19 protein-coding genes and 1 pseudogene are annotated in these 19,927 nt (G+C 62.8%); 11 read left to right on the top strand and 9 right to left on the bottom strand.

Translation table 11 applies throughout. The features are described 5' to 3' along the window. A partial coding sequence (locus ACJ0G7_RS03320) for a DUF4079 family protein (protein ID WP_407395195.1) occupies window positions 1-540 on the bottom strand: 540 nt, incomplete at its 3' end. A gap of 39 nt (window positions 541-579) precedes the next feature. Continuing rightward, entirely contained in the window at window positions 580-729 is a 150-nt protein-coding gene (locus tag ACJ0G7_RS03325) for a hypothetical protein (RefSeq protein WP_156957195.1), read from the bottom strand. 704 nt (window positions 730-1,433) lie between these two features. Between ACJ0G7_RS03325 and ACJ0G7_RS03330 the strand changes: the two genes are divergently transcribed. Beyond that, the gene (locus ACJ0G7_RS03330) at window positions 1,434-2,648 is read left to right on the top strand and encodes an aminotransferase class V-fold PLP-dependent enzyme (protein WP_407395196.1); all 1,215 of its coding nucleotides are present in this window, start codon (window positions 1,434-1,436) and stop codon (window positions 2,646-2,648) included. A gap of 38 nt (window positions 2,649-2,686) precedes the next feature. Here the strand turns inward: ACJ0G7_RS03330 and ACJ0G7_RS03335 are convergent, their stop codons facing one another. From ACJ0G7_RS03335 to yidD, 4 genes are read right to left on the bottom strand one after another with little or no spacing between them, the layout of a single operon-like run. After that, window positions 2,687-3,793, bottom strand: coding sequence for a mechanosensitive ion channel family protein (locus ACJ0G7_RS03335; RefSeq protein ID WP_407395197.1), 1,107 nt, complete (start codon window positions 3,791-3,793; stop codon window positions 2,687-2,689). Between the two features lie 6 nt (window positions 3,794-3,799). Beyond that, entirely contained in the window at window positions 3,800-5,335 is a 1,536-nt protein-coding gene (locus ACJ0G7_RS03340) for a UDP-N-acetylmuramoyl-L-alanyl-D-glutamate--2,6-diaminopimelate ligase (RefSeq protein ID WP_407395198.1), read from the bottom strand. Between the two features lie 36 nt (window positions 5,336-5,371). Further along, window positions 5,372-5,653, bottom strand: coding sequence for a glutaredoxin family protein (locus ACJ0G7_RS03345; RefSeq protein ID WP_407395199.1), 282 nt, complete (start codon window positions 5,651-5,653; stop codon window positions 5,372-5,374). Then, window positions 5,653-5,931 (bottom strand): membrane protein insertion efficiency factor YidD, encoded by a 279-nt coding sequence (gene yidD / locus ACJ0G7_RS03350; RefSeq protein ID WP_407395281.1) that lies wholly within the window; start codon window positions 5,929-5,931, stop codon window positions 5,653-5,655. Before yidD ends, ACJ0G7_RS03345 begins: the two co-directional genes overlap by 1 nt. 83 nt (window positions 5,932-6,014) lie before the next feature. Between yidD and rpsD the strand changes: the two genes are divergently transcribed. The 8 genes and pseudogenes from rpsD to ACJ0G7_RS03390 all read left to right on the top strand — a co-directional run bounded on the left by rpsD (window position 6,015) and on the right by ACJ0G7_RS03390 (window position 15,241). Further along, window positions 6,015-6,623 (top strand): 30S ribosomal protein S4, encoded by a 609-nt coding sequence (gene rpsD, locus ACJ0G7_RS03355; RefSeq protein WP_407395200.1) that lies wholly within the window; start codon window positions 6,015-6,017, stop codon window positions 6,621-6,623. Next, window positions 6,563-8,065 carry a fatty acid desaturase gene (locus ACJ0G7_RS03360; RefSeq protein WP_407395201.1) on the top strand — a complete coding sequence of 501 codons (1,503 nt, stop codon included), beginning with the start codon at window positions 6,563-6,565 and terminating at the stop codon, window positions 8,063-8,065. The genes rpsD and ACJ0G7_RS03360 overlap by 61 nt, the downstream gene beginning before the upstream one ends. Before the next feature lie 190 nt (window positions 8,066-8,255). After that, window positions 8,256-9,686: a sodium:solute symporter family protein gene (locus ACJ0G7_RS03365; RefSeq protein ID WP_043695856.1), complete on the top strand. Its 1,431-nt coding sequence runs from the start codon at window positions 8,256-8,258 to the stop codon at window positions 9,684-9,686. Beyond that, window positions 9,683-9,832, top strand: a complete 150-nt coding sequence (locus ACJ0G7_RS03370; RefSeq protein WP_407395202.1) for a hypothetical protein — start codon at window positions 9,683-9,685, stop codon at window positions 9,830-9,832. The genes ACJ0G7_RS03365 and ACJ0G7_RS03370 overlap by 4 nt, the downstream gene beginning before the upstream one ends. Window positions 9,833-10,007: 175 nt before the next feature. Continuing rightward, on the top strand, window positions 10,008-11,123 hold the full coding sequence (locus ACJ0G7_RS03375; protein WP_407395203.1) for an aspartate carbamoyltransferase: 1,116 nt from the start codon (window positions 10,008-10,010) through the stop codon (window positions 11,121-11,123). Window positions 11,124-11,132: 9 nt separating this feature from the next. Then, entirely contained in the window at window positions 11,133-13,157 is a 2,025-nt protein-coding gene (asnB, locus tag ACJ0G7_RS03380) for an asparagine synthase (glutamine-hydrolyzing) (RefSeq protein WP_407395204.1), read from the top strand. A 182-nt stretch (window positions 13,158-13,339) separates the two neighbouring features. After that, a pseudogene (locus ACJ0G7_RS03385) lies at window positions 13,340-14,540 on the top strand (Zn-dependent hydrolase). Then, complete coding sequence (locus ACJ0G7_RS03390; RefSeq protein ID WP_043695846.1) at window positions 14,537-15,241, top strand: DUF1028 domain-containing protein; 705 nt, start codon at window positions 14,537-14,539, stop codon at window positions 15,239-15,241. The pseudogene ACJ0G7_RS03385 and the gene ACJ0G7_RS03390 overlap by 4 nt, the downstream one beginning before the upstream one ends. Before the next feature lie 96 nt (window positions 15,242-15,337). On the opposite strand, the gene ACJ0G7_RS03395 is transcribed toward ACJ0G7_RS03390, so the two are convergent. From ACJ0G7_RS03395 to ACJ0G7_RS03405, 3 genes are read right to left on the bottom strand one after another with little or no spacing between them, the layout of a single operon-like run. Further along, window positions 15,338-15,616 (bottom strand): hypothetical protein, encoded by a 279-nt coding sequence (locus tag ACJ0G7_RS03395; protein ID WP_407395205.1) that lies wholly within the window; start codon window positions 15,614-15,616, stop codon window positions 15,338-15,340. Beyond that, window positions 15,606-17,381 carry a mechanosensitive ion channel family protein gene (locus ACJ0G7_RS03400; protein ID WP_407395206.1) on the bottom strand — a complete coding sequence of 592 codons (1,776 nt, stop codon included), beginning with the start codon at window positions 17,379-17,381 and terminating at the stop codon, window positions 15,606-15,608. Before ACJ0G7_RS03400 ends, ACJ0G7_RS03395 begins: the two co-directional genes overlap by 11 nt. 4 nt (window positions 17,382-17,385) lie before the next feature. Then, window positions 17,386-17,988 (bottom strand): nucleoside triphosphate pyrophosphatase, encoded by a 603-nt coding sequence (locus tag ACJ0G7_RS03405; RefSeq protein WP_043695837.1) that lies wholly within the window; start codon window positions 17,986-17,988, stop codon window positions 17,386-17,388. Window positions 17,989-18,003: 15 nt separating this feature from the next. On the opposite strand from ACJ0G7_RS03405, the gene ACJ0G7_RS03410 reads away from it, so the two are divergent. Together ACJ0G7_RS03410 and ACJ0G7_RS03415 are read left to right on the top strand one after the other, a co-directional pair. Continuing rightward, window positions 18,004-18,426 (top strand): Npun_F0494 family protein, encoded by a 423-nt coding sequence (locus ACJ0G7_RS03410; RefSeq protein WP_084188043.1) that lies wholly within the window; start codon window positions 18,004-18,006, stop codon window positions 18,424-18,426. After that, the gene (locus tag ACJ0G7_RS03415; protein ID WP_407395207.1) at window positions 18,423-19,925 is read left to right on the top strand and encodes a cobyric acid synthase; all 1,503 of its coding nucleotides are present in this window, start codon (window positions 18,423-18,425) and stop codon (window positions 19,923-19,925) included. The genes ACJ0G7_RS03410 and ACJ0G7_RS03415 overlap by 4 nt, the downstream gene beginning before the upstream one ends. Window positions 19,926-19,927: the final 2 nt, after the last annotated feature.

Below are 19,927 nucleotides of genomic sequence, written 5' to 3' on the forward strand. Positions count from 1 at the left end.
AGCGCTCACATGCAAGCGCCGCAGCCTTCGCTGGCGCTGGATCTCCGGCCATGCCCCCAGGGAGAAGAGCATCAGCCCGGTGAGCCCCACACCAGCCCAGTAATGGGATTGCCAGAACGCGAGCGAGAGGGGGTCATCCGACAGCCGCCAGACCTCCGGCTGAGCGCCGAGCAGCAGCACCCCAGCCCAGCTGAGCAGCGCAAAACCCAGCCGTCCTGCTGCGGGGCGGCAGCGCCAGAGCGCCAGAAGGCTGCCCAGCGTTCCGAGCAGCACCAGCAGCAACTCCGCTGCCCGCGCGGGACCGCCGGCGAAGCGGTCCGGAGGCTCCTTGGTGGCGATCACCACCGTCAGGGCCGTGAGCACCAGCAGCACCACCGCTGTCGCCAGCCAGCGGCCGAGGTCACCGTGCTGCCGGCCTGCACCTGCAGACCGTTCCCGCCGGATCGACCAGGCAAGCCGCACCACCATCCCGAGCAGGGGATAGATCACGACCACGGCCAGGGCCGGATGCAGGATCCAGAGCCAGTCGGTTGACGTCATGCACGCATCATCGACCAGCGATCGACAACAACGCGGTGTTCAGAGCACCGGCTCTCTGCTGCCCGCAGACTGAACGGACGACTGACGCAACCTGCGATGCCGACGCAGGTTCCAGTCTTCCTGGAAACAGCGAAGCATGATCGAGGCGAACATGCCCCCCATCAGCACCGTGAACACTTGCTTCAGCACATCAATGCAGAAAAGAGAACTCTGGATTGCGATCCATATCAACACAACGGCACCCCTTCACTGCCCCACCGACAACACGACCACATCCGCCTGGACGCGGCTGGGATCAGTCCAGACCGGAGTAATTAGCCCGGTAGTCCTCCCATGCCGGCGATTCGAACCGTGATTGCTTCGGCAACGTGGGCCTCGGCTTCAGCACAGGCTTCGGGGTGACACGCGGTGCTGCTTTGTCAACCAGTTTCAGAATGGTTTGGTTGCGGTTCATACAAGAAGACAGGCAACTCATGGAAGATTTATCCGAACAGTCACCATCTTTCAGATAAGACGACTACCGAAATGCCCGATTGAGCAATTCTGCTGTTCTGAGCTCAGGCAGCCTGCTGAATCTGTGAACGCGACACCATCGAAGCGACAGGCTGAATGCCGTACTGGTCTGGAGACTGAGTCTGCAACAACTTCTCAGCCTGCTTCAGATAGTAGAAACAGGTCTGGCGATCCTTTGCCTGATTCGCCTGGTCAATCAGAGCTCTGTAGCGGGATGTCAGTGACACGACCATTCATCGACTCCAATTAACTTATCGCCACTGAATAAAGGTGTAAGTAACAACAACAACAGTGCCTGACGCTGATCTGTAGCCAAAGGCTCCGTTTCATCGATCACCGCTCAGCCCTCCATACGGTGGAGGCGCGCAGGACCCTCGGCCATGGGTGACACGAGCTCCAACCCGACCGCACACAGCTCTCTGACCTGGAAACAGCTTTGCCCTGCCCTGCAGAACAAGACCTACTTCAACTACGGCGGCCAGGGCCCGCTGCCGACCCCATCACTGGAGGCCATCACCGCCAGCTGGAAGCGCATCCAGGAGCTGGGTCCCTTCACCACGGATGTGTGGCCGTTCATCGCCGCCGAGGTCAACAGCACCCGCCGCCGGCTGGCAGAGCTCTGCGGTGTTCCCCCCCATCGGCTGGCCCTGAGTGAAAACGTCACCAGCGGATGCGTACTGCCGCTCTGGGGGCTGCCGTTTGATGCCGACGACCGCCTGCTGATCAGCGACTGCGAGCACCCGGGGGTGGTGGCGGCCTGCGTGGAGCTGGCCCGCCGCCAGGGTCTGTCGATCGACAGCCTGCCGGTGAAGCACCTGCGCGGCGACCAACCCTCCACCAATGCGGGATTGGCCGAAGCCCTGGAGCAGTCGCTCACCCCCCGCACCCGCCTGGTGGTGCTCAGCCATCTGCTCTGGAACACCGGACAGATCATGCCGATCGCCGCTGTGGCGGAACGGCTTCACCAGCACCCCCGGAAGCCCTACCTGCTGGTGGACGCCGCCCAGAGCTTCGGGCAGATCCCCGTGGCCGAGGCGGCCGCCAGGGCAGACATCTACGCCTTCACCGGCCACAAGTGGGCCTGCGGCCCGGAAGGACTGGGGGGCGTGGCCCTCTCGCAACGGGTGCTGGAGCAGGGGCAACCCACGCTGATCGGATGGCGCAGCCTGCGGGACGAGAGCAAGGCGGACCTCAGCAGCGCGGATCCGTTTCACCACGACAGTCGCCGCTTCGAGGTGGCCACCAGCTGCGTCCCTCTGATGGCAGGCCTGCGCAGCTCCCTGGACCTGATGGAGCAGCACGGCAATGCGGAGGCGCGCTGGCAGCGGATCCAGACCCTCAGCAGCGATCTATGGCAAGGGTTGTCCGCCCTGGCGGCGGTGAGCCCACTGCTCAATCAGCCGCCGGCGAGCGGACTGGTGAGCTTTCAGATCAGCAACGCTCCCGCGCCGGCAGACCTGGTGCAGCAACTGGGGCGTGACGGCATCTGGATCCGAGACCTCGCCGACCCGAGCTGCCTGCGGGCCTGCACCCACATCAGCACCAGCAACGAGGAGATCGACCGACTGATCACCACGTTAAGCACAATATCGTGACGATATATTTACAATATACTCACGATATTGTGTAAATTTTACTGTTCTGTGTCCGGGCGAGGCGCGGCGGCCTGCAGCGACTGAAAACCAGGGGAGGCGTACAGCGTGGTGGAAGGGAAGGCGAAATCAGCCCCTGCCGCCTTCACGATGTCGGCCACCTTCAGAAACACATCCTGTTGCTGATCCAGCCACAGAGACCAATCCGTGGTCTTGGTGAAGGCATAGATCATCACGTTGATCGATGAGCTGCCCCACTGATTGAAATTCACCAGGATCGTCTTGCTCTGATCGATCGCAGGATGCTGTTGCAGCATCTGCTTCACATCACGGACGATCTGAGAGACACAGGCGAGATCTTCATAGCGCAGACTGATTTCCTCATAGATCCGACGGTGATACATCCGCCCTGGATTCTCAATCGGCGTTGTCGCAAACAATGCATTGGGAATGAACAGAGGACGCTGATCAAACGTGCAAATGCGTGTGTGATACCAGCCAATCCGCTCCACCGTGCCTTCGAAGCTCGACACCTTGATCCAGTCACCCTCTGCAAAAGGACGGTTGAAGAACAACATCAGACCGGAGAGAAAGTTCTGGGAGATCTGCTGCGTGCCAAAGCCGATCCCGATGCCCGCACCGCCGAGAACCGCCCCCACAGCTGTAGGAGACACACCGAAGGCCACCATGATCGCTGCAAATGTGACCAGAACAATCACAATGCTGTAAATACGATCGAGCAGCGATACCATCATCGCCCGCTCCCGCTCGTTCTCAATCTCCCGCATCAGCCAGCGATTGAATGTGGCGGAATGGAGAAACTTCAGGCCGCCCACGATGAGAGCACGGCCAATCACGATCAGCACGATCGAGGTGGTCAATCGCGCCACATCGCGCTCCGTGAGAGCAGACAGATTGTGGGCAAGCAGACCGAAGATCCAGCCGACGAACAACGCCAACCCGAACCCAAGCACCAGCGGACGTCGCACCGCGCGGATCACCGGAGACCACGAGGATGTCCCCCAGCGCTCGAGCAGACGCAGCAGCAACCAGAACAGAAGCAGCACCACGGTGCCGCCCAGCAGACCCTCCGGCGACTGCAGAAACTGGGCGTCCTTGAACAGTTCAGCCCGGTTCAGACCTTCCATTCCGGATCAGACAGCGCCAATCTGCTCTGATTCTGACCCGTGCAGCCTGGCCCGAAGAGCGTTCTCGGCCTCCTCGCGATCATCGAAATGCACCTTGTCGGTGCCGAGGATCTGGTAATCCTCATGGCCTTTGCCCGCCACCAGCACCAGATCCTCCGGTGCTGCCGCCGCAATCGCCGCCGCGATCGCCGCTGCCCGATCGCCCTCCACCAGGCTGTCGGTACCGGCCGGGATCCCCGCCACCACATCCTCCAGGATCCGTTGCGGGTCTTCGGTGCGCGGGTTGTCGGAGGTGACCACCACCCGATCCGCCAGCCGTGCCGCGATCGACGCCATCTGAGGACGCTTGCCGCGATCCCGGTCGCCACCACAGCCGAACACGCAGATCAACCGACCGCGGCTGAAGGGACGCGAAGCCGCCAGGGCATTCTCCAGACCATCGGGGGTATGGGCGTAATCGACCAGCACCGTGGGCAGTGCGTGCGCATCGGCACCGGGCAGCAGCACCCGCTCCATCCGCCCCGGCACGCCGCGGAATCCTTCGATCGCCTCCAGCAAGGGCATCAGCGGCAACTGGCACTGCACCAGCACACCCACCGCCTGCAGCAGGTTCATCAGATTGAAACGACCCAGCAGCGGCGAGACGAACGGCCCCTCCCCCAGCGGGGTGATCAACCGGCCGCGCACCCCACGAGCCGTCATCTCCAGATCGCTCATGCGCAGCTCCGCCCCGGGCTCGCTGAGGGAACTGCGCCAGCAGCGATCCCCAAGCCGTTCCGCCAGCTGCAGACCCCAGGGATCGTCGCTGTTCACCACCGCGCGGGCCGGTCCTGGCTGCAGCAGGGGATCAGCGAACAGGGCCGCCTTCGCCTCGAAATAAGCCTGCATCGAGGCGTGATAGTCGAGATGGTCCTGGGTGAGGTTGGTGAACACCGCAGCGGCGAAACGGCAACCGGCCACCCGCTGCTGAGCCAGGGCATGGGAACTGACCTCCATCGCCCCAAGCTGAGCCCCGGCGCTGGCGGCGGCGGCCAACTGCCCCTGCAGACGATCGGCGAAACCGGTGGTGTGGGTGGCCGTGATGCTGTGGCCGGGCCAGCGATTCACCAACGTGCCGAACAGGGCCGTGGGGGTACCGATAGCCGTCGCCAGATGCTCGATCAGATGGGTGGTGGTGGTTTTGCCATTGGTGCCGGTGACACCGATCAGGGCCAGTCGCGAGCTGGGCTGCTCCCAGAAGGCCGCTGCCAGTTCTCCCAGCTGACGGGCCACCGGCTCGCCCACCACCACCACCGGCTCATGGGCCGCTGGCGGCAGCACCGCCGCCGCTGAAGGACCGATCACCGCCGCCGCAGCTCCCGCCTCGAGAGCCTGACGCCAGAACCGCCCCCCATCCACACGCTCTCCAGGCAATCCCAGGAACAGGGTGCCGTCCTGCACCGCCCGGGAGTCGCAGGTGATCTGCTGAAGCAGCGGATCCGGCAATCCCTCGGGGATCTGCCAAGCGACCTGGCGCAGCAGGGCGTGCAGCGTCTGGCCCATCCAAATCCCCCTGACGCGGAATGATCTGGGCACGTTCTAAGGCGGGCCGTCCGGGTTGGACAGGCGGCGTTGCAACCAGTTGAACAGGCCCTCGCCGTCCAACCGCGGCGACACCCGTGGCAGCTCTTGATCAGCGAGCGCCAGCACGGGCACCTCCAGGTCGTAGCGGGCCTTCAGCGCCGGCGACACCGCAACGGCATCGATGTCGATCACCTGCAGCTCCAGATCCAGCGCAGCCAGATCCAGGTTCCGCAGCCGCGCCTCCAGTCCTTCGCAGAGGCAACACCCCCGGCGGCTGTAGAGAACCAGCGAAGACATCAGTCGGGCACCGGATCGCAGCCGCAGGGCGTGAGCGGAGTGCAGCGCAGCAGACGTTTGATCGTGAGCCAGCTGCCGCGCCAGGGTCCGTGCTTCTGAATCGCCTCCAGTCCGTAGGCGCTGCAGGTGGGGATGAAGCGGCAGCGAGGGCCGGTGAGCGGCGAGATGAAGCGCCTGTAGAAGCCGATCAAGGCGAGCAACACCCAGGCCAGCGCCTGATTGAACGCCGCGATGATGGCACTGAGAGGGCTGCCGGATACAGTGGTCGATTCGTGCATGAGCGTGGGCACGGACCCATCACTGGTTCCAGCATGCCCGCCGAGACGCACGAACGGTTCACACCTTCCCATTCCATCGATCTATGTCTCGATACCGCGGCCCTCGTCTGAGGATCACGCGGCGCTTGGGAGACCTTCCCGGTCTCACCCGGAAGGCCGCAAAGCGGTCCTATCCCCCCGGTCAGCACGGCCAAGCCCGTCGCAAGCGCTCTGAATACGCGATCCGACTCGAAGAAAAGCAGAAACTCCGCTTCAACTACGGGGTCTCCGAACGCCAGCTGGTGCGTTACGTGAAGAAAGCCCGTGCCCAGGAAGGTTCCACCGGAACCAACCTGCTCAAGCTTCTGGAGAACAGGCTCGACAACGTCTGTTTCCGTCTCGGCTTCGGCCCCACCGTTCCCGGTGCCCGCCAGCTGGTGAACCACGGCCACGTGGTGGTGAACGGTCGCGTCACCGACATCGCCAGCTACCAGTGCAAAACCGGTGATGTGATCGCGATCCGCGAACGCAAGGGCAGCAAGAAACTGGCCGAAGGCAACCTGGAATTCCCAGGCCTGGCCAACATTCCGCCCCACATGGAGCTGGACAAGACCAAGCTCACAGCCAAGATCGTTGGCAAGTGTGAGCGCGAATGGGTCGCCCTCGAAATCAACGAACTGCTGGTGGTGGAGTACTACTCCAGAAAGGTCTGATTTTCAGCCTGGGCCACGGCCTTGGTTTCGTTGAAAGCTCTCTCAAACTCCTGCCCCCTTGGACCAACGGTGGGCAGGAGTTTTTTCTTGAATTGACGTGTTTTTCCAGGATCATTTCAGGCATCCTCTCCGAGCAGGCAAGAGAAGAGCTCTTAACCTTTTCGGCGGCGCGGAATTGTCCAACCAAATCATGGATCAATCGATTAAGATCAATCAATACATCAAGCATTCGGCCCAAACACTGCAATCAAGCGCGCCGAACAGATCACCTCAAGACCAATAAACCATCCGAGCTCACTCTCTTGACCAGTGCCGCCACCTCAAGCCTGTCTTCAAGACCCCTGAGGCGCATTGATTTAACGATCAAGCCTTACATGGAAAGCGACGACGGCATTGCTATCTGGCAAATCGCCAGCACAGTCATCCCGTTGATTTTATGCTGCATTGCCATTGGCAATCTCACCAATCACCTGACAACAGCCTCGGTCGTTTTCACACCAATTCTGTTTGCTCTGATCGTCCTTTTTCTAAGCAGAAGTTTCTCGCTGATGCACGACTGTGGCCATCACAGCTTATTCAGATCGAAAGTCGCCAACAGAATCGCAGCCTTTCTTTTGAGCATTGTCCATGCCATGCCTCATCACCCCTGGTCAAGAGGCCATGCATTTCACCATCAACACAATGGCAATTGGAATCGATACCGAGGCCCATCTGCTCTAACGACGCTTCGCGAGTACGAAACAAAAAACAAAAGCTCCCGATTCACCTACCAACTGTTACGCCATCCACTCACCCTACTCCCGGGGGGATTTTACTATCTTGTCATTAAACCAAGAGTGGCACTCTTGCTCGGCTTTATTGAGCTGATCGCCAAAGCTTTTGCGGACACACCCCGCAAGATTTCAGCCGGACAAGCGTTCAATCCATGGCTTTACATTAAAAATCATAAGTCCAGCTTCTTCTACACGAAAGAGGAGGTTTACGACACGATTGCCAACAGCATTTGCGTTGCACTTGCCTGGTGGTGGATTGGAAGCGCAATTGGACATTGGCATTTTTGGATTTTATACGCCTCCATCATGAGCGTCAGCGCGGCCATTATGATCGCGGTTTTCTTTGTTCAACATAATTTTCCTGGGTCCTACGCGAGCGGCGAAGAAGGCTGGAGTTATTTCAAAGGCGCGATCGAGGGCTCATCATTCCTGATCATGCCCCCCGTACTCAACTGGTTTACAGCGGATATCGCCTACCATCACGTTCACCATTTGTCAGAAAGAATTCCGAACTATCGCTTGCGCACTTGCCATGAAGAGAACCGAAACAATTTCGACAACGTCACACGTCTGCAACTGCATCAACTTTGGAAGTGTTTTTCATTGATCCTTTGGGATGAGGATTCTTCTCAGCTTGCTTCCGTCAAGGCCGCCGTCCCCATGGACTGAGTGAAGGACAGTGCGAATCACCTGTGAATTGGCGCACTCCTTGCTATGGACAGCAAAGCCATCGCGATGTCTTCTTTGGATGACCTGCTTTGGGCACGCATGATCTTCACGTTGGGGGCGGCAGTGACCGCGGCCACCGTGGTGATGATCGTGCGGGGCCACCTCTACTGGCGTCATCGGGAGCCCACCGATGTCCGCTGATTCCGCCCCTTTTCTGGCTCCAGGCATTGCCTGGGCTCTGGTCGTTCTGTTTTCCGTGTTGTGGGTCGCGCTGGGGATTGCCTGGGGTCGACGGGGGCAGAGCGATGCAGACGACTACATGCTGGCCGGCCGCAACATCGGGCTGGCCCTGAGCACCGCCACGTTGATGGCCTCCTGGGTCACCGGCAACACCACCCTGCTGGCTCCTGAGTTCGGGTACAAAACCGGGCTCTGGGGCATGTTCAGCTATGCCCTGGCAGGGCTTGGATTGATCCTGTTTGCCCCCCTGGCCTCTCGGATCAAGCAGCTGATGCCCAACGGGCGCACCAGCGGCGATTTCATCCGGTTGCGCTACGGGCGCCTGGCGTGGTGGGTGTTCATGGTGATCACCGCGATCTACACCCTGGGGTTTCTGATGACCCAGGCGATGGGGGCCGGACTGCTGCTGCAGGCCCTTTCAGGCTTCGACTACCACGTGGGAATGGTGGTGGTGATCGGTGTCGCCACCCTTTACACCCTGTTCGGCGGGATGCGGGCCGTGATCGGCACCGATTTCATCCAATCGCTCTTGATCATGGTGCTGCTGGCGGTGGTGGCGGTGCTCGCCTTCCGGCAGTTCCCGATGCCCGAGGTGCATGCGTCCTTGCTGGCCCGGCATCCCGATCGGCTGGATCTGCTGCTGCCGGCCGGCTTGTTGATCGCCTGGAATTCCGCCCTCTTCTCCATGGGCGAGGTGTTTCACAACAACATCTGGTGGTCTCGGGTGTTCGCCAGTCGGCGCTCGGTGGTGATGACCTCCTTCGTGCTGGGGGGGATCGCCTGGATGAGCGTGCCGATGGTGACGGGCTCCATCGGCCTGGTGGCTCTGGCCCGCGAGATCCCGCTGGAGCAGGTGAACATGGTGTTCCCCGTGATGGCGGCTGATCTGCTCGGGGCCGGAGGCGCTGCTCTGGTGTTTGTGGTGGTGTTCGCGTCGCTCACCTCCACCCTGGATTCCCTGCTGGCCTCCACCGCCGATCTTCTGGCGGAGGACGTCTACTTCCGCCTGCTGCGGCCCCAGGCCAGTGACCTGCAGCTCAAGCAGGCAGCGCGGCTGATGGTGGTGGGGTTGGCGGTCGTCACCCTGGCCCTGTCCTGGCCGCGGCTGGATTCGCTGGCGTCGGTGCTGTTCTTCACCGGTGCTCTGGTGGCCTCCACGGTCTGGCCTGTGGCGTGCGGCTTGTACTGGCGCACGGCCAACCGCACGGCTGCCATTGCGGCCATGCTCGCCGGGAGCGTTGTGGGCCTGCTCGCCTACGTGCTGATTGCGCCTTACTGCGCTGCGGTGTTTTCGGCGGCCGTGTCGGCACTTGTGATGCTGATCGGCAGTCGCCTGCGGCCGGAACGATTTGATTTCACCCTGCTTCAGGAGGAGACATGACCATCCCCACAACCGTGATGGCCAGCTTGATCGGCCCGACCTGGTTCCAGGTGATCCTTGTCGGCAGTCAGGTGGCGCTCAGCGCGTCCGTGATTGTTCTGCTTGCCATCTGGTGGGTGGAATGGCGGAACGGACGCGTTTGGTAAATGTCCACAATGAACAATGAAGCGCTGTTTGTATAAATCCCTACGGTTTGTCGGTGTATTTAATTAAGAAGCTGCCTGAGCCTGGACGTAGGGGTGTCGGCGTTGTTACCGATGAAAGATGTGATTCCCGGCAGACGCACTCTGTTGTTCAACCGAGTGTTGATGCGATCCCGTTATGGCAAAGGCCAAAACTGCCGTCGCTGAGGACATCGTGGCCCCGATTCGATTTCAGCCGATGGGTCCTGATGTGTTCGGGCATAACCACCCGGAGGAGCTGCTTTCAGCCATCGCCGAGGACGGTGTGCCGTTGTTGGATCTGGTGGACCAGCACGTGGTCTCGATCCAGGCCTTTCGATCGGAGACGCTGCTGCAGCTGTTTCGTCTGGCCGCCAAGTTCGAGAGCAATCCCGATCGCTATTGCCGTCACAACACGCCGCTCACCGGCAAGATTCTGATCAACGCCTTCTACGAACCGAGCACCCGCACCCGTCTGTCCTTCGACAGCGCCTGGCACCGGCTCGGTGGCGATTCGATCAACATCACCGATCGCAGCACCACCGGCATTGCCAAGGGTGAGTCGCTCGAGGATGTGGCCCATATGTTCAACAACTACGGCGACTGCGTGGTGCTGCGCGACAGCAACCCCGACGCCGTGTTTGCCATGACCTCAACGCTGCGGATCCCAATCATCAACGCTGGCAACGGCATCGATGAGCATCCAACCCAGGCCATGGCGGACCTGTACACCATGTTCAAGTGGCGTCCATCCCTGGCGATGCCGGAGGTTCCCGAAGCCGATCGAATCCGCATCGGCATCGTTGGGCTCCCATCGCGGATGCGCACGGTGCGCTCGCTGTTGCGGATCCTGGCCAAATTCCCCAAAGCGGTTGAGGAGGTGGTCGTGATCCATGCCTCCGGCATGGAAGCCGGAGGCAACGTCTTCGATGCAGGGCAGCTGGAGGAGCTGGAAAGCGCCGGTTTGCGCGTGCGCTGCAGCACCGATCTGCAGGGCGAGATTCCCGATCTCGATGTGGTTTACATCAATGCCATCGCCTGGGTCGGCGACACCTATGAGGTGCATGGCAATGAATTCCGGCTCACCCGCGACATGCCGTTCAAACCGGAGGCGATCGTGTTGCATCCCCTGGCCCGCGGCCCGGAATTGAGCACCTGTCTGGATGAAACACCCCACAACTGGTATTTCAGCCAGGCCCGGGGCGCGGTGTTTCTGCGCATGGCCCTGCTCACCTGCATGGTGAACCGGGCTGAACGCGTCATGGACGTGATCTGAGGCGGGCTGATGTGCGGTATCGGAGGGGTCTTCAGTGTCAGCCAGGAACGGCGTGTCGACCCTCAGCTTCTGGTCAACATGGCGGCGATTCAGGCCCATCGCGGCCCTGATGGCTTCGGCATCGAATCCATCGAAGGGCTTGGAGTCGGCTTCTGCCATGCCCGCTTGTCGATCATCGATCTCAACGAGTCACGGGGCCGGCAGCCCTTCCTGAGCGAAGACCACCAGGTGCTGATGGCGCACAACGGGGAGTTCTATGACTTCCAGCGCATCCGTGCCGATCTCACGGCTCAAGGGATTCGTTTCAGCAGCAAGAGTGATTCCGAGATCCTGCTGCGGCTCTATCAGCAGCAGGGGTTGGAACAGACGCTGCCGATGCTGCGGGGTGAATTCGCCTTCGCGTTGTTTGATCGCCGGGAGGACTGCCTCTATCTGGTGCGCGATCGCTTCGGGGTCAAGCCTCAGTACTGGGCGATGACCCCGGATGGCCTCGTGTTCGGCTCTGAGTTGAAGGTGCTGTTCGCACACCCGGCGGTGGAACGTCGCTTCACCTCCGATGGCCTCTTCCACCAGCTGATGCAGACGATGGTGCCCGGCACCACCGCGTTTGCCGGTGTTCATCAGGTCAAACCCGGGCATGTGCTCAAGGTGCAGAGGACGGCGGGGCGACTCGAGGTCTCTGAATGGGCTTACTGGGATGTGAATTTCCCCCGTCAGGCGGATCGGGATCGCAGCCTGGACGAAGCCCACCACATCGCTTCGGTGCGCTCGGCACTGTTGGAGGCGGTCGAGCTGCGGATGGTGGCGGACGTTCCAGTGGGCTGTTACCTCTCGGGTGGCATCGACAGCTGTTCGATCCTGGGGCTGGCGTCGGCGGTGAGTCAGAGCCCGGTGAAGGCATTCACCATCGGATTCGACGATGCCCGCTACGACGAATCGCCGATTGCCGAGCAGATGGCTCAGGCCACCGGTGCCCAGCAGGACGTGATGCGCCTGTCCGGCCAGGAGTTGTACGGACACATGGAACAGACGCTGTGGCACACCGAGCGCACGATCTACAACACCCTCGCGGTGGCGAAGTTCTTGATGAGTCGCCACGTCAACAACGTCGATTACAAGGTGGTGATGACCGGTGAAGGCTCGGACGAGTTGTTCGGCGGCTATCCGGCGTTCCGACGGGACATGTTCCTGCATGGTCTTGACGACCTGGCCGATGACGAACGGGCGAGCTGGGAAAGCCTGCTGCAGGACTCCAATGCCCTCGTGCAGGGCGCCATGCTGGCCGCCGACCAGATCGATGATCCAGCACTGGATGCCGTGGTGGGCTTCACGCCCAGCTGTCTGCAACCCTGGCTGGCCTGCGCTCCCCTCGTTCCGGATTTGCTGTCCGATGAACATCGGCAAGCCCTCGATGGCTACTCACCGGGTCAGGCGATCGCCGATCAACTCGACCCGGAACAACTCGAGGGACGACACGCTCTGGACAAGGCCCAGTACGTCTGGATCAAAACCATGCTGGAGGGCCAGATTCTCACCTGGGGAGGGGATCGGGTCGACATGGCTCATTCGATGGAGGCGCGGCCGGCATTTCTGGATCACCATCTCGCCGAAGCTGCGGTGCAGGTGCCACCGGAGTTGCGCATCAAGGGCAAGACCGAGAAATACGTGCTGCGCGAAGCGATGGCCGGTCTGCTGCCCGAGGTGCTCTACAAGCGCGAGAAATTTGCCTTCATGGCACCGCCGGCGCACACCGAACCGGAGAAATGGCAGCAGATGAAACGGCTGGCCGATGACTACCTCAGCGACGCCGCCATCGAGACGGCGGGCCTGCTGAGCAAGACGGGAGTCCGCGCCCTGTTTGATCGTCATGAGGACCCGAGCACAACGGATGCCGAGCGGGTGCAGATGGATGCTGTGATCAACCATCTGCTGGGCGTGCAGATGCTGCATCGGATGTTCGTGGCCAGCGATCTGCCTGAGCTGGCCCGTCAGGAAGCCGATCGCCTCGGCTGGCGGACCCCCGTTCCGGCCTGAGCGGCTCCTGTCAATTCATCGATCAGGATTAAATCGTCGCGGACGCTACGGGCGGATCGGCCGAAACAAGCAACGATCGAACTCTTTGAACAGAGGTCCGGTTTTTGCTCACGGCAACAGAGCGTCTTCAGTCCGCTGAGCAGTCGGAGTTCGTTGATCCGCTCCGCTCCGATGCTGATTGGTTGCAGTGGTCCATCGAGCAACTGGCCTTAGCTGGGTGCCCAGGACGACGGCAGCGTCTGCCGGCGCGGCTTCACCAAGGCTGATTGCGAGGGCCGTCAACGCGTCGCTCGATGGATGGAGGAAGCGGGTCTGAGCATTCGCGTGGACGCCGCCGGCAATCTCATCGGACGTTGGGACGGTGAGGAACCAGGCCTCCCCGCACTGGTGACGGGATCACACATCGACACGGTGCCGACGGGTGGACACTTCGATGGAGCCCTCGGTGTGCTGGCCGGGCTGGACGTGGTGCGCACCCTGAAAGCCAGCGGCCGTCGGCTTCGTCACCCCCTGGAGGTGATTGCCTTCGCCGATGAGGAGTCCACCATGGTGGGCTGCAAGGGAATGGCGGGAACGGCCAGCTTCGATCCGGCGGATTACACCACCAGCAATGGTGAGCCGATCGCCGTCAATCTCGAACGCATCGGCGGCCAATGGCCTTCACTGGCCTCTGCCCGTCGTGACGACGCGTCGATCGCTGCCTTTCTGGAACTGCATGTGGAGCAGGGCTCAGTGCTCGAGTCCCGTGGTGATGCCATCGGCGTGGTCGACGGTGTGGTGGGGCAGCGACGCTTCAGCATCCGGATCACCGGCCAAGCCAACCATGCCGGCACCACCCCCATGGATCTCCGCCAGGACGCTCTGGTGACCGCGGCTGAGGTGGTTCTGGCCATCGAAACCCTGGCGATCCGCCATCCCGGTGACCCGGTGGCCACGGTGGGGCGCCTACAGGTCTGGCCGAATGCCGCCAACGTGGTGCCTGGATCTGTGGAGATGACAGTCGACCTCCGAGATCTCAGCCCTCAGGTGCTGGAGGAGCTGGTGGACGGATTGATGCAGAACCTCGAGACGATCGGCGAGCGGCGGCAGTGCTCGATTGCCATCGAGCCTCAGTTCGAGGTGGCTCCAACGCCGGCCGATGCTCTTGTAATCGAGGCCGTTGCGGCATCGGCTGCCGAGCTGGGTTTCAGCTACAGCCACCTGCCCAGTCGGGCCAGTCACGACGCCCAGGAACTCGGTCGCCGCTGGCCGATGGGAATGATCTTTGTGCCCAGTCGCGGTGGCCTGAGCCATTCAGCGGCTGAATTCACCAGTGCTGAGCAGTGCCGCTCAGGAACAGCGGTGCTGCTGAAAGCACTTCTGCGGCTGGATCAGATGCTGTGACCTTTTCGATCGTTGCCCGTGATGGCAGCAACGGCCGCTTTGGTGTTGCCGTGGCCACCTGCCATCTGGCGGTTGGTTCCACCGTGCCCCATATCCGCTCCGGGGTGGGGGCTGTGGCGACTCAGGCCCACACCAATCCATATCTGGGGATCTGCGGTCTGGAACGACTCGAGCAGTGTGCCGATGCCAACCGCGTGCTGGAGACGTTGCTGGTCGACGACCAGCATCGCGACCGTCGTCAATTTCATCTGATCGATCACCAGGGGCGAACCGCCTGCTGGACGGGGCCTGACTGCGGAGAGTGGGCCGGCCATCGCCACGGGCAGGACTGCTCCGTGGCTGGAAATTTCCTGGTGGGTGAGAGCGTCCTTCTCGCCATGGACGTGGCCTTCCAGACCAGTGATCCATCCTGGAAGCTCGGTCGTCGCCTGATGCACGCCCTCCAGGCTGGAGAAGCGGCCGGTGGTGATCGACGCGCTGTGTCCTCCACATCAGCAGCCCTGCAGATCAGCGGTGATGCCGCCTTCCCGCTGTTGGATCTGCGGGTCGACTACAACAACCAGGCTGTGGGTGAATTGATGGCGATTTATGAGCGCAGTCAGGATCTCTGGGCGCAGCAATGGCGAGACGAGCTCTCGGAACTGCGCACCTTGAACCGCACGGTTCAGCGTTCCTATGAGCGGCCTCGCTCCGTCAGCTGAACAAGCTGCGATGGCCTTCATTCAAGATGCCATCACCAGTGGATCACTGGATCGCGCTGACTGATGGGAGATCTGGAGCGGGATCACATCGTCAATTCAGCGGCTCGCTCCCTTGGACGTGACCGTGTCGTTTCGGCGTCGACCGTGACGGAGCCACTGATACTCCGCCTCGGAGAGTTCATTCAGCGTCAGGAACCGGTTCAAGCGCCAGGAATAGCGCAGGGCTCCCAGCAGGGCATAGAGCCCCAGCACCAGGGCGGCGTACAGCAGTGCATGCGCCTGCTCCAGATCAACGTCGAGCAGATGCGTCAGGCCGACCACCATCAACCCAGCCACCACCAGGCTGACCAGCAACCTGAGCAGATCAGCGCACATCAGCGGGCGGGAGTGACGGCATGAGTTCCAGACCATCGGCGATCTGAACCCCGCGGCGATGCAGCGCCTGCAGTGCCCGGCGCTGGAATTCCCGCTCGGTGGCCCACTGCTCGCCAACCCGGGTGATCAGCAGCACCTGCATGTGCACCCCAAGGGCAGTGCTGCGCTTGACGCCCCGCAGCACCGGTTCCCCGATCAGGCGCGCTGACCAGATCGGATCCCTCCTGAACGCATCGATCTCCTCAGACAGCACCTCAAACACGGTCTCCAGGTCCTGCTGGCGATGGGAGATCAGCAGCGTCACCAGACTTCCGGAGCGCAGCTTCGTGTGATTGCGCAGTTGCTGAATCAGGGCGTTGTTGAGGATGTGCACCCGTTGATCCAGGCAACGCACCTGGGTGCTGAACAGCCCCACATCGATCACCTCGCCCTCGTGGTCGTCCACTTCGATCCAGTCGCCGATCGCGTAGCGATCCTCCAGAAGCATCACCAGTCCGGCGGTGAAATCGCGCAACAGGCCCTGAAACACCAGGGCCAGGGCGCCGAGCAAGGCGCCGCCGGCCAGCACCAACGACACGGACGTGGAACGGACACCGGGAATATCCAGCAGGATCCACAGACCCACCGCCAGAACCCCGAGCACATTGATCAGCCGGTGGCAGACCCGCACCAGACTGCGGTAGCGCTGCTGGCGGCGGGCCAGCTCGTGCTGGGCCACATCCACATCCAACGCCCACTGGCTGAGCAGAAAGGTGGTGAGCGCGCGCAGCAGCAGCGTTACCGCCGTGACCACCAGAAATTTGCCCACGGCATAGGAGGGCTGCAACAGCAGTTCGATCCCAAGAGGCACCTGACCCGGAATGGCCATCACGCCGAGCCCCAGCATCAGCACCGCCTCACAGATCAACAGCAGCAGCACCGCGATCGCCAGCGCCTGCTCCACATGCAGACGCAGCTCCACCCGATGATCAGCTCTGCGCTGCTCCCGCAGTTCCCGCTGCAAGCGGGCGATGCGTTGGCGCATGCGGTTCCAGAGGAACACCGTGGCGGCGGTGAGGCCAGCCAGCAGCAGTTCCAGCACCAGGAGTAGACGCCAGCGCCGGACAAGCCGGTCCGGCGCTGACACCTTCCGGGCAAAGTTGATGCGATCTTCCAGCCGACGACGCCACACCTGAGCCAGCGCCAGTTCCCGGGCACCGTTGATCTCCGCGTCGGCCTTGGTGACGGTGAGCAGCGGGAACGGATTCACCCGCCCGGGCAGCCGCGCCGCCAGTTGATACAACCCATTGCTCTCCCGCACCACCTCGAGGCTGATCGGCGCTCCGGAGCGTTCGAGGCCATAGCGCTGAAACGCGGCACAGACCCTGGAGTCTCCGCGCAGCACCTGGTCCAGGAGCCATTCACTCACCCGCTCACTGAAGCTGCAGATCTGGTTGGGGTCGTACAGAGCCCGCAGGTTGCCCTCGATCACGCTGGCCCGGCTGGAGGCATGAATCACCGGCCGGCCATCGATGGTCACCGGGCTGGCCACCGAAATCACCGGGATTCCCTGAATCCGAACCTTGGCCAGCTCGAACTTGCCCTCGAAGGTGGTGTTGGCATCAGCCCCCGTCGCCACCGAGGGCTTCGGAGCTCCGAGGGGCACCAGATCCATCAGCGTGGTGCCCCCCGCCGGCGACCAACCACCGCTCAGCCAGGGCAGCAGCAGGGCCGACAGCAACAGCGGCACCAGCCAGGAATGCAACCGTCGCGCCAGGGCGGACAAGGGTTCAGCCGGAAATTTCAGAGCTCATTTTGGTCATGCCGGCGCCAAGCGCGCTGCGCAGCCAGGGCAGGCTGAGGCCGATCACATTCGAATAGCAGCCGTCCAGAGCGGCGATGCACAGGCCGCCGCGACCTTCCAGCGCGAAACCACCGGCGCATTGCAGCGGTTCCCCGCTGGCCACATAGGCGGCGATCTCCTCCTCACTGAGTGGTGCGAACAGCACCCCGGTGCCGATGCAGGCCAGCCGGGGGAGCCCGGATCCGGCGGGCCCGGGCAGCAGGCAGTGACCGGTGAGCAGCTCACCACGAGCTCCGGCCATCCGTCGCCAGCGAACCCTCGCCTCCTCCGCATCCGCCGGCTTGCCGAACACCTCCCCGTCGAACACCAGAAGCGAGTCGCAGCCGAGCACGGCTGTGATCGGTGCCGCGGGATCCAGCTGATCCCGCACGGCGCTGGCCTTGGCCTGCGCCAGCAGCTGCACCAGCTGCGATGGGTCCGGATGCTGGATGCCGCTCTCATCAACCCCGCTCACCTGAACGCGATGGGGAATGCCCGCCTGCTCGAGCAATCGGCGTCGGGCCGGGGATGCCGAGGCGAGCAGCAGCATGAAACCGGGTGATCGTTGCTGCTCCGTAGGCTGCCAGCGACGGGGATCCCTGCCATCAACCCTCCCACCGACCTGCTGGATCAACGCAGCCATGCCCGGGCGATGCGTTCGATGCGCTGCCTGCCGTTCAGCGCGCCTCTGTACAGGGAGCTGCAGATGCGCGGTCTGGATGCCGCCGCGATCTGGAATGAGCGATCCCGCTATGCCAAAACAGAGCGCTGGCCCCGCAGTGCCGAAGCACTGGAGGATGATCTGCGCTGGCTGATCACCGTCGGCGTGCTGCGGCGCGAGGTGGATGGCCAGGGGCTGACCAGTCGGTTCCGGCTGACACCGCTCGGTCGTCATTTGCTCGACGAACAGCCCGATCAGCTCGATCGGGCCACTTCCATCGGCGAGCGACTGCGCCAGGCCCTGCGCCGGCGCTGGCCCCTGGCATGAGCAGCGGCTCCCCCCGGCCGCTGATGGTGCTCGGCACCTCCAGCGGCGCCGGCAAATCGCTGATGACCGCCGCGCTCTGCCGGGTGCTGCGGCGCCGCGGTGAGCAACCGCTGCCCTTCAAGGGGCAGAACATGAGCAACAACGCCTGGGTCGACGCCGATGGAGGCGAGATGGCCTACTCCCAGGCAATGCAGGCCTGGGCCGCGGAACTGGAACCCTGCTGCGCCATGAACCCGGTGCTGCTCAAGCCGCGGGGCGACAGCACCAGCGAGGTGATCCATGGTGGCCGCAGTGTCGGCATCGCCCGCGCCGAGCATTACTACCGCGACTGGTTCCGTCCCGGCTGGCAGGCGATCCGCAGCGGACTGACGGAACTGCAGCAGCGATGGCCACAGGGACGGCTGGTGCTGGAAGGGGCCGGCAGTCCGGTGGAGGTGAATCTGCAGCGGCGCGATCTCACCAACCTGCGCCTGGCCCAGTATCTGCGCGCTCACTGTCTGCTGGTGGCCGACATCGAACGCGGCGGTGTGTTCGCGCAGATCGTGGGCACCCTGGCTCTGCTGCGTCCAGTGGAACGGCCGCTGATCCGAGGCATTCTGATCAACCGCTTCCGAGGCCGGCGGGAACTGTTCGATCAAGGGCGCAGCTGGCTGGAGCAGCACACGGGCATTCCGGTTGTGGGGGTGATGCCCTGGCTGAACGATCTGTTTCCGCCTGAAGACTCGCTCGATCTGCTGGAGCGGAGGCCGACACGGGGCCCGGTCGATCTGGAGATCGCCGTGCTGAAGCTGCCCTCGATCAGCAACTTCTCCGATCTGGATCCGCTGGAGGCGGAGAGCAGCGTGCGGCTGCGCTGGGTCGCGCCCGGGGAAGCGCTGGGCACGCCGGACGCGGTGATTCTTCCCGGCAGCAAACAGACGCTGCGGGATCTGCAGGCCATGCGCAGCAGCGATCTGGCGAAGCAGCTGGCGGGCTACGCCGCCCGGGGCGGATCGGTGCTGGCCATCTGCGGCGGCATGCAGCTGCTGGGAGAGCAGCTCGACGACCCCGAAGGAGTGGAGGGGGGCGAGGGTTCCGGCCCCTGGGCCGGACTGGGGCTGCTGCCGTTGATCACGCGTTTCGGAGGCGAGAAGGCCCTGCGCCAGCGCCAGGTGCAGGCGCTCTGGCCGGAACCGATCCCGATCAGCGGCTTCGAGCTGCATCACGGCAGCACCCGCGCCACCGATTCACTCGCGCCCCTGACAGACGAGGCCGGCCTGGGCTGGTGGGCGCCCACCAGGGGCGGTGGAAGCATCACCGGCAGCTATCTGCATGGACTGCTCGACAACGGACCCTGGCGACGTCACTGGCTGAATCAGCTGCGCCAGCGCAGGCAACTGGAGCCCCTGGCCACGGATCGGCCCCACCATGGTGACCACCGTGACCAGCTGCTCGACCGACTCGCCGATGCCTTCGAGCAGCATGTGGACCTGACGCCTCTGCTCGACGCAGAAGGATGAAT

The organism is Parasynechococcus sp. (genome assembly GCF_045559935.1).
In the GTDB taxonomy this organism is placed as follows: Bacteria; Cyanobacteriota; Cyanobacteriia; order PCC-6307; family Cyanobiaceae; genus Parasynechococcus.